Origin of the sequence: Tardiphaga sp. 866_E4_N1_4 (genome assembly GCF_052076075.1) — a bacterium.
Taxonomy (GTDB): Bacteria; Pseudomonadota; Alphaproteobacteria; order Rhizobiales; family Xanthobacteraceae; genus Tardiphaga; species Tardiphaga robiniae.
On the sequence record NZ_CP197242.1, the window covers coordinates 5,674,130 to 5,687,340 of the forward strand.

Here is a 13,211-nt window from a genome sequence, read left to right on the forward strand (position 1 = left end):
CGCCAGCAGCGGACAATTCCGCATAATTCTGAATCTGACATCGCGTGGCGCTCGGCGCCCACTTGTAATTCGCCAGTCGTGCTTAACTAGAACGAGGGCTGTTCTTCACAAAGTGGAGGATGCTGCAATGCGTGAACCAAATCCTGAAAAGCTGAACGCACTCGTAGGAAAGCTGGTCAACGACCTCGGCATTTCACTCGGCGGTGCCAGTATACTGCTCGGCGATCGCCTCGGCCTCTACAAGGCAATGGCGGATGGAGATATCTTCACGCCTTCGGAGCTTGCCAAGAAGACCGGCCTGCATGAGCGTTATGTCCGCGAGTGGCTGTCCGGCCAGGCCGCCTCTGGTTACATCGATTACCACCCTGAAAAAAACGCGTTCTCGCTCTCGGCCGAACAAGCGATGGCGTTCGCCGAGGAGGGGTCGCCAGCTTTCTTCGCCGGTGCATTCGATGTCGTGCAGTCCACCTATCTCGACGAACCCAAGGTCGCCGAAGCATTTCGAACAGGAAAGGGCGTTGGCTGGCATGAGCATTCGAAGTGCCTTTTCTCGGGCACCGAACGCTTCTTCAGGCCGGGCTATAACGCCAATCTGGTTTCGAACTGGATCCCGACGCTCGAAGGCGTCGAAGCCAAACTGAAGGCTGGCGCCAGGGTGGCCGATGTCGGATGTGGCCACGGGGCCTCTACCATCGTGATGGCGCAGGCGTACCCCAAATCCAGGTTCTTCGGGTTTGATTACCACAAACCTTCGATCGATCGCGCGAAGGTCCTGGCGCAGGAAGCTGGGGTCGGAGACCGAATTGAATTCGCGCAGGCCAGTGCCAAGGATTTTCCGGCAAAAGACTACGATCTGGTCGCTTTCTTCGATTGCCTGCATGACATGGGCGACCCCGTTGGTGCGGGCAAGCATGTCAAGGAAACACTGGCCAAAGACGGGTCATGGATGATCGTCGAGCCATTTGCTCATGACAATCTCAAGGATAATCTCAACCCGATCGGGTCCATTTTCTATCACGCCTCGACATTCATTTGTACACCTGCGTCGCTCTCTCAGGAGGTGGGCTTGGGGCTCGGCGCCCAGGCAGGTGAAAGCAAATTGCGTCAGGTCGCGACTGAGGCAGGTTTCAAGCGCTTCCGCCGCGCGACTGAGACGCCTTTCAATATGATCTTCGAAGTACGCGCTTGATCTCTCGGACCAACGGTGTGGAGCGACCCGGATGCCGCGGGACATGCGGCTTCTAGGGGCGGCGTCGCTCTGGATTGATGTCACCTGTCGACAGGAGCGCTGCAGATTCGAAAAGGAGCCGCTGCAAAAATCTCTCGAAAGTGTAGTTCAGAGTAATTTGACCGCCACAAAGGTCTTGTCTCGCTCATGGCAAGCGGCCGACATCGTCCGTTACCGATTGTCGGTTTGGCACCAGAAGCGGACGCGAGCTATCCTAATGTCGCAAGGGATTGCCGCATGCGTGAGCGGCTTCAAATCGACCAATTGGATACCCGGCACCGATGTTGCGGTCGAGCAGCTCGTCGATGTGCGACACGATGCCGATTACAAGTGACACTCGTAGGATAGATCGATTCCAGGATAATATACTTGGGACGGGCGTTGCACATTGTTGGCGTTAAGCCAGTTTCACGCACATGAGCTTCGCGTCATCCTTCCTTTCTGCAAGACCTATTGAGACGATTAACGAGATTATGGCTGAAGTAGACGAAGGCACTCGGCTAGATGGAGCAGTCGTCACGAGCCACGCGCGAGAGCACTCTGTAATCCGTAAGAATACCGATAGTTAGAGTTCTGCTCTGCCCTTCATCTTCAGATTGCACGCTCGACGCGCTTAATCATGGCCTCAGAGCATTATTGTCGAACTTGAGTTACGGCAGCAGGGCTGTCCTTCAGATGAATCCTGAGCGAACATTTACGCAATAGCTTTCCCTATCACGCGCTGCATTTTGTCCCCACATGGGGATTGCGCAAAATTCGCTTGATCGACACGCTCGGTGTCAGCGATCTCCGGTTGTCGAGGGGATAGCTAGGATCATGCATCTATGTTCAGCGCGAAGCGTAGTCGCGTTAGAAGCGCGACATCATCTTGGAGTGGCAATCATGGCACTGATCAATGGTACACCAGGTGACGACATTCTGAACGGAACCCCAGTTGCGGATACGATCAATGGGCTCCCGGGTAATGACACTCTCTCAGGCCTCGGCGGTGATGACACGATCAACGGTGGAGCCGGTAACGACTCGATCGATGGTGGCGTCGACAACGACACCTTGAACGGCAACGCGGGAGACGACTCCATTCTCGGAGGAGACGGAAACGACCAGATCAGTGGCGGCGCTGGCATTGATACGATCGACGGTGGCGCTGGAGATGATACGGCTAGCGGCGACGCGGGGGACGATACGATCAATGGCGGCTCAGGGAATGATGATCTCTCCGGCAACGCCGGGGCGGATACGATCGATGGCGGCGACGGAAATGACAACGTCGACGGCGGTGCTGGAAATGACGTTCTCTCGGGGGGCGCAGGCGATGATACACTCGCAGGCGCTGCTGGCGATGACACATTGAATGGTGGTGATGGTGCTGACGTCCTGTCTGGCGGGGTGGGCGATGATACCATCAATGGTGATGCCGGCGACGATACCCTGACCGGCGGGCTCGGCAATGACACGCTGGAAGGCGGCGACGGCAATGATACCGCCAGTGGCGGCCTGGGTGATGATACGGTGAATGGCGGTCTCGGTGATGACACACTGAATGGCGGTGCCGGTAACGACACCATGAACGGAGGCGATGGTATCGACACCCTCAATGGCGATGACGGGAACGATATCATGAACGGCGACGCCGGAAACGACACACTTAATGGTGGAGCGGGCGACGACGTCATGGATGGCGGTGCGGGTAACGACCTGCTGGCAGGTGACGCCGGTGACGACACAATCGAAGGCGGCGCTGGCGATGACGTCGCTAATGGTGGCGACGGGGCAGACGAACTGTCCGGTGGCACCGGCGTCGATACGTTAAACGGCGATGCAGGCGACGATACGCTTGCCGGCGGCAATGGAGCGGATGCGCTTGAAGGCGGCGACGGTGACGATACGCTGGCCGGCGGTGCAGGAAATGACACGCTCAACGGCGCAGCGGGCGACGATGAGCTGAGCGGCGGTAACGGCGCTGACACGATGAACGGCGGTATCGGTGATGACGTGCTTACAGGAGGCGCCGGAACCGACGCGATCAACGCTGGCGATGGTACGGGCGCGGACTTCGGTGATGACGAAGTTACCGATCTTAGTTTCGCTGACGGTGACACCATCAGCATCGATGCGGCGCCTGGCTATGACCCGACAACGGTGGTCGTCGACGACGATGGTACCAATACCACGCTGGATTTCGGCTTCGGAACCATCACCCTCGATGGCATTACGGGCGGAGGAACCCCCTATGCCTCGATCGAGGACATAAATAACGCAGCGGGTTACACCGCTATCGAAGTTGTCTGATTATTGACGACGTAGGGCGGCACGTTGCCGCCCTACGCATTCTGCGCAATTAGGCAGTCACTATGCGTCTGGCTCACTCGGCCCGAGCAGAATCTGTTGTCAGCGCCGTTCCAGGGCGAACCACGCTCGTGTGGGTCGTCGTCTTCAGCGTGTCGGCCAACATCCTTCTGCTTGTGTTACCCTTCTACTCCATCGAGGTCTTCGACCGGGTCATCAGCAGCGGAAGCATCGAGACTCTCATCGGCCTGACCTCCCTCGGAATTGCGGCGTTGATCTTCAGCGCCTTCTTCGACGTCATTCGATTTCGATTGCTCAGCCGGTTCGCCGTCACCTTCGAACAGCGCATCGCACCGCTCATCCTGGAGGCAACCATTGCCGATCCGGCGCGACGCCGCGAAGGCTCGACGCATGATCTGGTGAAAGTTCGGGAGCTACGGAACTTCTTTTCAGGCGGCGCTGTCATTACGTTGGTCGATGCCCCGTTTCTTCCCGTCTTCATACTTATCCTCTTTCTCATCCATCCCTACTACGGCGCTATTGCGCTGACTGGCGCGGTCGTTCTGTCGATCATGGGATATGTGAGTAGCTGTATTGCCCGGGCGGAGGTCAATGAAGCGAGCGGTGCAGCCGCACGTTGTCAGATGCTAATGGATGGCATCGTACGACATGGCAATTTCATCAGGGCCATGGGCTGGACTGGAGGCGCCATCCGCGCCTTCATGCGCGCCAATGATGAGGCGTTATCTCCTGTCGTTCGCGCCAGCGAACGGGTCGCCGCGATCGCATCGGCGGCACGCATGGTGAGGTCTACCCTGCAAGTTCTATCTATCGGATGTGGTGCCTGGCTTGTACTGCAAAACGAGGTACTCGCCGGCAGCCTGATCGCGAGCTCGATCATGGTCAGCCGAACCCTGCAACCGATGGAGAGCCTTATCTCTGCCTGGCGCGGGGTGACCGCGGCGCAGGAGGCATGGAAGCGCGTCAGCGCCGCGGCGACATGGGTGTTGAAGCAACCTCATCGGACCCGCCTCACTGCCCCAAATGGCTTACTGGAACTCAATGGTGTCGGCTTCACCATTCCGCAGGCGAGACGTTCGATCCTGAGAGGTATTGCCTTCCGATGCAGGCCCAGCGAGATCGTCGTGGTCGTTGGTCCGACCGGCGCGGGCAAGTCCACTCTTTTGCGGATGGCGGCTGCCTTGGAGAAGCCCAGCGTCGGTGAAATCCGGCTCGACAACGCGTTGCTGGAGAGCTGGCACCCCGATCAGCTCGGAAGCTACATCGGCTATCTTCCTCAGGATGTCGAATTACTCGCCGGTACCGTTGCTGAAGCGATCTCGGGATTTGAGGAGAGTCCGCGCGACGAAGATATCGTCATGGCGGCAACTCTGGCTGGCGCGCACCAGATGATTCTGGCACTGCCGGCCGGGTATCAAACGCAGATCGGTCGCGACGGTCATCGCCTCTCTGGTGGCCAGCGACAGCGCATCGGCTTGGCACGAGCCTTCTTCGGCAACCGTAAACTGATACTGCTCGACGAGCCCAACGCAAATCTCGATCCGGATGGCGAGGCAGCGCTGTGCACTGCGATATTGAGCGCACGATCGCAGGGCGCAACCTTCCTGATCGTGACCCACCGGCCACGCCTCCTGACGATTGCGGATCACGTATTGCTGCTCCGCGACGGCACGCAGGTCGCCTTCGGTCCCGTTTCGGAAGTTCTACCCAGCAACACAGCGGGGCTCCCTTCACGCCGGGGTCCGCGTCAGCCCGACCGCCCACAACTGCTATCTGGCTAGGAGCAGGAATTGTGACAACTCACGTCCACGAACTTTTACTCGGTGCAACGAGCAGCCACGAAATCCTGGAGAAACCCAGGTCCGATGCCCGACGACTCATAAAATGGGGAGCCTTCCTTTTAGCGATTCAATTCGGCGGATTCGGCCTTTGGGCTACATTCGTCCCGCTGCGCAGCGCCGTCATCGCTCCCGGTATCATAAAGGTCCAATCCAAGCGGAAGGCGGTGCAACATTTCGACGGTGGGATATTGAAGACCATTTATGTCCGCGAGAACGAGCAAGTCGAGGCCGGTCAGATCGTTGCAAAACTCGATACGACCCAAGTTGAGGGAAGCCTTGGCGTATTAGAGACAAAATTGTTTGCTGATCTCTCGCTGGATGCACGGTTACTCGCTGAACAAATGCAGTCCACCGCTATTTCATTTCCTGACGAATTACGGAATTCTCCTCGCCCCGAAGCAAAGACGGCAATTCAGACCCAGGAGACGGAGTTCGCGACGCGATCAAGTGCATTGACCGGCGAGCGGCAATTGATTGATCAGCAGACCCGACAACTCATGGAAACGGCCCATGGCCTCGAAAACAGCAGGACAAGCCTGCAAGAGCAACTTCAGTTTCTTCAGGAAGAAATACGAGATACAGCATCGCTATTGGAAAAAGGGCTCGCACGAAAGCCACGCGTACTTGCGTTGAAGAGGGCGGAAGCGGACATGCAGGCCCAACTCACGCGCAATCTGACCCAGCAAGCAGAAACACGCGGGAAAATCGCAGAATTCGTCGATCGTGGAAAACAGCTGGGTCTCAACCAAAGTCAGGATATCGCAAAACAGAGTCACGCAACGCGAGAATCGATCGGCGATCTCAGACATCGGATTGGCGCATTGCGTGAACAACTGGCGCGGACTGATTTACGCGCACCGGAGTCGGGACGGGTTGTTCGCCTCAACAGCAGGGAATTGAACACTGTGTTAGCGCCTCGAGAGACACTCATGGAGATCGTGCCCATCGAGGATCGCCTCGTCATCGAGGCATCCCTGCGGCCGCAGGATCGCGAGGAAGTCATGGCGGGGCAGAACGCTCGTATCCGCATCATTGCCCTCAACATTCGCCGCCGACCCATGCTGGAAGGCCAGGTGACTTCTGTCGCGGCGGATGCGTTCACTGACACGAAGAGCGGCGTCACATCCTACATGGCAGAAATTGATTTGCAGCGATCACCGGAGGTCGAACCTCATCTCACGACTTTGAAGCCCGGCCTTCCGGTCGAAGTCTTTGTTGAAACAGGCATAAGAACATTTGCGGAGTACTTAATTCAGCCGCTGCGCCTACGCGTCCACCGTGCCTTCCGGGAGAGTTGACGCCTTGGCGGAATATTGAACACACAAATTCTTTGGGAGGCATTTATGCAGCAAGGATACCAACAGGAAAACGACCGCTCTGACACCATCGGCTCACTGGCCTTCAGGCTTCGAGCTACTCCGGCGAATCCATTGCCTCGCCCCAGCCGCAACTCCAGTGCGCCACAAAACCTGTGGTTTGCGCGATCCTTAGCCCGACTGCTCGAATGCAAACGCTGCTACGCTGTGTTCTTGTCTCCAGAAGGAGATCTACTCGATCAGACTTCAGTTGGATTACCCGCGCCCAGTCCCGCATCGGAAGCGTTGGCGAGATCCATCTCGGAGACTTTCAACGGAGACGGCAATTTCATATATCAGTCGTCTACGTCGCCAAACGGGTTTGCACGCCGGCTGATCGGAACGCGCCCGGTCTACGGGCACCACTCGGTCATCGGACGTGTATGTACGGTCTCTGGGGATACTGCCATCTTTATTGCGGGATGGTGGCAGGTGCAGATTCCTGATGCAGAATTCGCTACCGCTAGGCGCGCGATCGAGCTCCTATGGGATGCGGTCGCTGATCTGACAAAGACCACATTGCAGTCTCATCAAATGTGGCTGGATGACATTGAGTCACCCGCCCTGACCATTGACGAAAATCTGATCGTTCGGAGCATGAACAGCGGGTTTCGGCGACTTGTCGGCGAAGGTGTCATCACTCTCGATGGTGGTACGCTCTCGGGATCGACCCCCCTCATCACCACCCAGCTCAGGGACGCTGTTCGAGCCGCTATCATTCCGGATCCAAACCAAAAGAACGTCGGATCGACCGTGCTCATCTCGCAAGAGGAGCAGCGATTTTTGTTTGCTGTGATCGGTTCAATCCCTGGAAATACCGATCCAAATCTTGCTCTCATCTACGTTCCTCAATTCAATGAGGAGGCCGGTGCCCAGCGCATTGCTCTCGCGTTTGGCTTGAGTTGGGTGGAGGCGCGGATTGTTCGCTGTATTCTCCGCGGGCGCTGTCCACGCGCCATCGGATTGGAACTTGGTTTCACGGAAGAAACCGTACGGACTTACATCAAACGCGTCATGCTGAAAGTTGGAATCAATCGCCAATCGGAATTTTTCGTTCTGCATAGTCGAACATTCTCACCGTTCAAGTTGCGACAGCCCGGGGCACCCTACATCACCACATCTTCATCCATGTAAAATCGTGGAGTTCCCGCGGGCATCCAGACGTGATCAGATGGCGCATCGGCAACAGATTGGGATATTGTTAGCGCTGCCCCTCGTTATAGGAATATCGCACGCGGCGACTGCTGGAGATTTGATCATACCGTTATCGTGCGACATTGGTCGCACGTGTTTCATCCAGAATTACGTAGACATCGACGATAGTCCCTCGGCCAAGGACTACATGTGCGGGACATTGACCTATGACGGCCATAACGGCGTCGATTTTCGATTAACGTCACATGGCGGACAGCAGAAGCCGGTTCACGTCGTCGTAGCCGCCGAGGGCACGGTGCTGCGAACTCGCGATGGCCTTGCGGACAGCCCTGTGAAAGGCGACAGGCGCGATGCAGCCAAAGGAAATGAATGCGGCAATGGCGTTGTTGTCAGACATTCCGGAGATCGCGAAACCCAGTACTGCCATATGGCCAAAGACAGCATCCTGGTAAGAGCTGGAGATACAGTCCGCGCCGGCCAAGTTCTCGGTGCCGTCGGCATGTCGGGGCTAACTGAGTATCCGCATCTACACTTTATTGTGCGGCGAGAAGGGAAGGTCATCGATCCCTTTGGAGCAGGCTTGATGCCTGGCGCTTGCGGCAGTCATACTGAAAGTGAATGGACGGACGATGCTCGGGTTCGTCTGGCCTATTCACCGCGCGCAGTCTTGAACTTCGGATTCGCTACCGAAGCAGTCACGAACGATATGATCGAGGTTGACGCTGTCTCTCAGCGCAAGCCAACTACGAAATCTGAAGCCCTTGTCGTTTATGTTCGGACAATTGGCTTGAAGACGGGCGACGAACAGTCACTGACGCTGCGCGATCCCGACGGCAGGATCATCGCCGAGAAGGGTCCAGTTGCAGTTGCGCAAAATCAGGCCCAGACGCTTCTCTTCATCGGAAAAAAGCGGTCCACCGAACCTTGGCCAGGCGGAGTATATTCCGCGACATATATCGTCGGGCGTAACGGCGCCCCGATGTTGAACCAGGTATTTCGTCATGATCTGCGTTAGCGGGTCCATTTTCTATCACGCCTCGACATTCATCTGTACACCTGCGTCGCTCTCTCAGGAGGTGGGCTCTCTGGCGGGTGCCTCCGAAGAATTCGGAAAATAATCCTTGACGTTGTTTTCGAAGAGATTATTTTCCATTGCATCCCGTCCCACTTTGAGGGGCGTTGCCAGGGACGCTTGTTAGCGCGGGGCGGGATGTGGCGCCTGCGGGCGGGAGGGAGACGTTCCCTCACGCACTCGGGAGGCCTTGGGTTACCGTCCGGCCCCACTACGGGGGTCTGCCACTCATGCTGGCTGGACGTGGCATTGGTGAACGGCGGGAAACCGTCGGGATAAGCGGACTGCGGAGCTTTGCGCCTTTGCCCGGAAGAACGGTCCCGGGGACAGAAATCGCCACGATGGAGCGTCGAAAGGCGTTTCCGCGGCCTCTGTGGTCCGGCGATCCGGATACTACGCTGCGGCACTGTACCCAAGTCGCGCCTTTCGGCGCTTCATCTCCCTCATTTTCGAGGGAGACCACCGGGACCGCCACGCACGCGCACAGGCGCGGGCAAGGACGGCGCGTGACCGTCACCCAAGTCACTCATATCCAGTCATCATCGTCACAACGGGAGTTCACATGATCATCTCGCAACAGGACGCCTGGCATCTCGCGCAGCGCGCCAGGGACAAGAGCGACCTGGCGGCCAAGAGGCTGTCGGACATGATCGTCGCCGTCTGCATCGAGGAGATCGAGCGCGGTAATGCGAACATCCTGCGCACCCATCGCACTTGCGTCATCAAGGCCTGTCGTCGTGCACACCATTGCACAGGCAGCCGGCCGATCTGTCTTCTGTTTCAACGACGGCGCGTTCTGAATGCAGAGCAGCAGCAAGCGATACTGGACGAAATGTATTGGCGCGTCCTGGAGGCGCTCGTCGCCAGCGAGGCGGCGTGATGGATTTGTTAACCGGCATCGCGCGCTGCGGCAGCGCTACCGTGACACCGCCTGCGGGGTCCGTTAGTGTCGCGCGCAATAGTGCGCGCCGATGCGCGCTCATAGCCGGGGTTTCGCGACATGCGCGCAGTGACGATGACGACGTTTTCCGCTTGGCGCCCGCGCGGCATCGCACTCGCTGTCATCGCGGTGCTGGCGCTGCTCGATGTCACGCTGCTGGTGGCGCGCGAATTGCCGAGCGTGCCGGTGCTGCAGAAGGTCGGATTCGACATGGAGTCCGCAGGCTTCAAGGCGCGCTTCGCCAACGATGCGGCAGGCAAACTGGCTTTGAGCAAATTGCCGGCCTATCGCTTCGTCGTGCACACCACGCCGAACGGCCCGCGCTATCTCTATGCCGACCCCGCCAAATGCATGTGCACCTTCGTGGGAAATCGCGACAATTATCTGAACTATCAGGACATCGTGCGCCGTGGTCTGCCGCAGGCGGATTACGTGGCGCCGGACTACAAGACGCAGGCGAGCGCATTGCTCTCCGACGATCCGATCGCGTCGGACCAGATCGACTGGCAGCCCGACAGTCTCGCGGATGCGTTCCGGGACTATTACTGATCGCGATCTCTCCCCGCGCGACGAAGCTTGGCTTCGACCGGCGGGGAGAGATCAGAACATCAGCCGTCGATCTTGCCCGCGATGATCGGGCCGAACAGCTCCCACTTCTCGCCCTTGAAGCGCTGCATCTGCAGCTGCTCGATCGGGTAGAAGTCGGTGGCCGAGGTCGAGATGGTCACGCCGGGCAGCAATGTGTCGGGCGCGAATTCCTTGAGGTTGGCTGCTTCCTTCATGATGTTCGCGCGGGTCAGGTTGTCACCGGCCTGCTTGAGCACCTGAACGATGGTCTGCGCCTGGCCATAGCCATAGACGACCGAGCCGTCGCTCCTGTCCATGGTGGGCGCATATTTGACGAGGAAGGCGTAGAATTTCTTCATGCCCTCGTCATTGTCCCAGCTGGAATCGGCGCCGTCCTTCGCGTAGTTCGCCGACAGGATGCCCTGGGCGATCTCGTAACCCGCCGGCTTCATCACGCCGCCGACCGAAGAGCCGACATTGCTCTGGATGAAGGTTGGTTTCCAGCTGAGCTCCGCCACTTTCTTGATCGCCTGCGCAGCGAATTTCGGCGTGGTGAAGCTGACAAAGGTGTCGGCATTGGTCGACTTCAGCTTGACGATGTGGGACTCGATGGTCGGCTCCGACACTTCATAGCTTTCCTCGGCGACAATCATCGATGCCGCCTTGGCGCCGAGACCATCCTTCAGACCCTTCAGCATGTCTTTGCCGAAATCGTCGTTCTGGTACATGACCGCGATCTTGGCGTCGGGCTTTTCCCTCAGCAGATAGGCTGCATAGATCCTGGACTCGCTCTGATAGGCAGGCTGCCAGCCCATGGTCCAGGGGAAGTCCTTGTAGTCGCCGAACTTGGTGGCGCCGGTGGCCACGAACAGTTGCGGGACTTTCTTCGCATTCATGTATTTCTGAATGGCGGAGTTCGATGGCGTGCCGAGCGAGCTGGCGATGAACAGCACTTCGTCGGATTCGACGAGCTTGCGCGCCTGCTCTACGGCCTTCGGCGGCGAGTAGCCGTCGTCATAGGTGATGTAATTGATCTTGCGTCCGTTGATGCCGCCCTGATCGTTGATCATCTTGAAATAGGCTTCTTCCATCTTGCCGATCACGCCATAGGCGGAAGCGGGCCCGCTATAGGGCATGATGTTGCCGATCTTGATCTCGGTATCGCTGGCGCCGGTGTCGTATTTGTTCTGGGCGAAGGCAGTACCGCCAAGGGCCGCACTGAGGGCTGCGGCAACCGTGAACGTCATTGCACGCGAGCTGAACGAAGGCATTTCTGATCTCCCTGATCTCTGGATAAAACCGCGCGTATTCTTGTTTTTGTTGAATGCTGCGGCGCGTCGGATTGAATACTTTTCCACTGCAACTAGCAAGAAAAAGCCCCTCACGACTTTCGTCGTAAGGGGCTGTTTTATTAAGCAGTTTTAATGTTCCGCCGTTCGGAAATGCGGCGGTTGAATACCATTCTCCGCAGTGCGAGACGAAGCGTCGCCCTGCGGCCAGACGGTGGCTTAGCCGCCGAGCTTGCTGTCGATCGGCGGGCCGAACACGTCCCACTTCTCGCCGGTGAAGCGCATCATGCGCAGCTGCTCGATCGGGTAGAAGTCGGTCGCCGAGGTGTTGATCTTGACGCCCGGCAGCAGCGTGTCGGGTGCGAAGTCCTTCAGGCTGGCGGCCTGCTTCATGATATTGGCGCGGGTCAGATCGTCGCCGGCCTGCTTGAGGACCTGAACCACGGTCTGTGCCTGGCCGTAGCCATAGGCAGCCGAGCTTTCGGCCGGATTGGCGAAGGGAGCGTATTTGGCGAGGAAGTCGAGATACTTCTTCATGCCCTCATCGTCCTTCCACTGCGGATCGATGGCATCCTTGGCATAGGCCAGCGACAGCACGCCCTGCGCGTTGTCGATGCCGGCGGGACGCATTACTGCGCCGACCGAGGAGCCGACATTGCTCTGGAAGAACATCGGCTTCCAGCCGATCTCGGCCACCTTCTTGATCGCCTGCGCCGCGAATTTCGGCGTCGAGATCGAGACGAAGATGTCGGCGCCCGATGCCTTCATCTTGACGATGTGCGAGTCGATGGTCGGCTCGGACACTTCATAGCTGTCTTCAGCCACGATCATCGAGGCCTTCTCGCCGAGGCCGTCCTTCAGGCCCTTCAGCATGTCCTTGCCGAGGTCGTCGTTCTGGTAGAACACGGCGATCTTGCCGTTCGGCTTCTCGGTGATCGCGTATTGCGCGAAGATGCGGCCTTCGCTCTGATAGGCCGGCTGCCAGCCCATCGTCCATGGCGCGGTCTTGTATTCGCCGAACTTGGTCGCGCCGGTGGCGACGAACAGCTGCGGCACCTTCTTGGCGTTCAGGTATTTCAGGATCGCGGTGTTCGACGGCGTGCCGAGCGGACCGAACACGAACAGAACTTCGTCGGATTCGACCAGCTTGCGGGTCTGTTCCACGGCCTTGGCCGGGCTATAGGCATCGTCATAGCTGATGAAGGTGATCTTGCGGCCGTTGATGCCGCCCTGATCGTTGATCATCTTGAAGTAGGCTTCTTCCATCTTCCCGATGATGCCGTAGGCCGAAGCCGGGCCGCTATAGGGAATGATGTTGCCGATCTTGATCTCGGTATCGCTCGCCCCGGTATCGTATTTCTTCTGGGCATTCGCGGAAGTTGAGAAGGCGAGAAACGCAAACGCCGCGCTCGAGAGCGCGGCGGTGCGCAGAAAGTTTCTGCAGTTCATAGGTC

General features: G+C 58.1%; 10 protein-coding genes. 8 read left to right on the forward strand and 2 right to left on the reverse strand.

What is annotated here, in order from left to right:
- The first annotated feature begins 127 nt into the window (after nt 1-127).
- The 8 genes from AB8B20_RS27375 to AB8B20_RS27410 all read left to right on the forward strand — a co-directional run bounded on the left by AB8B20_RS27375 (nt 128) and on the right by AB8B20_RS27410 (nt 10,450).
- Nucleotides 128-1,189, forward strand: a complete 1,062-nt coding sequence (locus AB8B20_RS27375; RefSeq protein ID WP_439073927.1) for a class I SAM-dependent methyltransferase — start codon at nt 128-130, stop codon at nt 1,187-1,189.
- Nucleotides 1,190-2,110: 921 nt separating this feature from the next.
- Nucleotides 2,111-3,520 (forward strand): calcium-binding protein, encoded by a 1,410-nt coding sequence (locus tag AB8B20_RS27380; RefSeq protein WP_439073926.1) that lies wholly within the window; start codon nt 2,111-2,113, stop codon nt 3,518-3,520.
- A 128-nt stretch (nt 3,521-3,648) separates the two neighbouring features.
- The gene (locus tag AB8B20_RS27385) at nt 3,649-5,319 is read left to right on the forward strand and encodes a type I secretion system permease/ATPase (protein ID WP_439073925.1); all 1,671 of its coding nucleotides are present in this window, start codon (nt 3,649-3,651) and stop codon (nt 5,317-5,319) included.
- A gap of 11 nt (nt 5,320-5,330) precedes the next feature.
- Nucleotides 5,331-6,677, forward strand: coding sequence for an HlyD family type I secretion periplasmic adaptor subunit (locus AB8B20_RS27390; RefSeq protein ID WP_439073924.1), 1,347 nt, complete (start codon nt 5,331-5,333; stop codon nt 6,675-6,677).
- Between the two features lie 45 nt (nt 6,678-6,722).
- On the forward strand, nt 6,723-7,868 hold the full coding sequence (locus AB8B20_RS27395; protein WP_439073923.1) for a helix-turn-helix transcriptional regulator: 1,146 nt from the start codon (nt 6,723-6,725) through the stop codon (nt 7,866-7,868).
- A 220-nt stretch (nt 7,869-8,088) separates the two neighbouring features.
- The gene (locus tag AB8B20_RS27400) at nt 8,089-8,904 is read left to right on the forward strand and encodes a M23 family metallopeptidase (protein ID WP_439073922.1); all 816 of its coding nucleotides are present in this window, start codon (nt 8,089-8,091) and stop codon (nt 8,902-8,904) included.
- Nucleotides 8,905-9,523: 619 nt separating this feature from the next.
- Nucleotides 9,524-9,841, forward strand: a complete 318-nt coding sequence (locus AB8B20_RS27405) for a hypothetical protein (RefSeq protein WP_439073921.1) — start codon at nt 9,524-9,526, stop codon at nt 9,839-9,841.
- Between the two features lie 135 nt (nt 9,842-9,976).
- Nucleotides 9,977-10,450: a hypothetical protein gene (locus tag AB8B20_RS27410; RefSeq protein WP_184513955.1), complete on the forward strand. Its 474-nt coding sequence runs from the start codon at nt 9,977-9,979 to the stop codon at nt 10,448-10,450.
- A gap of 59 nt (nt 10,451-10,509) precedes the next feature.
- On the opposite strand, the gene AB8B20_RS27415 is transcribed toward AB8B20_RS27410, so the two are convergent.
- Nucleotides 10,510-11,715, reverse strand: a complete 1,206-nt coding sequence (locus AB8B20_RS27415) for an ABC transporter substrate-binding protein (protein ID WP_439074071.1) — start codon at nt 11,713-11,715, stop codon at nt 10,510-10,512.
- Nucleotides 11,716-11,976: 261 nt separating this feature from the next.
- Nucleotides 11,977-13,206, reverse strand: coding sequence for an ABC transporter substrate-binding protein (locus tag AB8B20_RS27420; protein WP_439073920.1), 1,230 nt, complete (start codon nt 13,204-13,206; stop codon nt 11,977-11,979).
- Nucleotides 13,207-13,211 lie beyond the last annotated feature (5 nt).

Coding starts and splice junctions, on each gene's coding strand:
- AB8B20_RS27375 (WP_439073927.1), top strand. CDS start 128: ATGCGTGAACCAAATCCTGAAAAGCTGAACGCACTCGTAGGAAAGCTG.
- AB8B20_RS27380 (WP_439073926.1), top strand. CDS start 2,111: ATGGCACTGATCAATGGTACACCAGGTGACGACATTCTGAACGGAACC.
- AB8B20_RS27395 (WP_439073923.1), top strand. CDS start 6,723: ATGCAGCAAGGATACCAACAGGAAAACGACCGCTCTGACACCATCGGC.
- AB8B20_RS27405 (WP_439073921.1), top strand. CDS start 9,524: ATGATCATCTCGCAACAGGACGCCTGGCATCTCGCGCAGCGCGCCAGG.
- AB8B20_RS27410 (WP_184513955.1), top strand. CDS start 9,977: ATGACGACGTTTTCCGCTTGGCGCCCGCGCGGCATCGCACTCGCTGTC.
- AB8B20_RS27415 (WP_439074071.1), bottom strand. CDS start 11,715: ATGACGTTCACGGTTGCCGCAGCCCTCAGTGCGGCCCTTGGCGGTACT.
- AB8B20_RS27420 (WP_439073920.1), bottom strand. CDS start 13,206: ATGAACTGCAGAAACTTTCTGCGCACCGCCGCGCTCTCGAGCGCGGCG.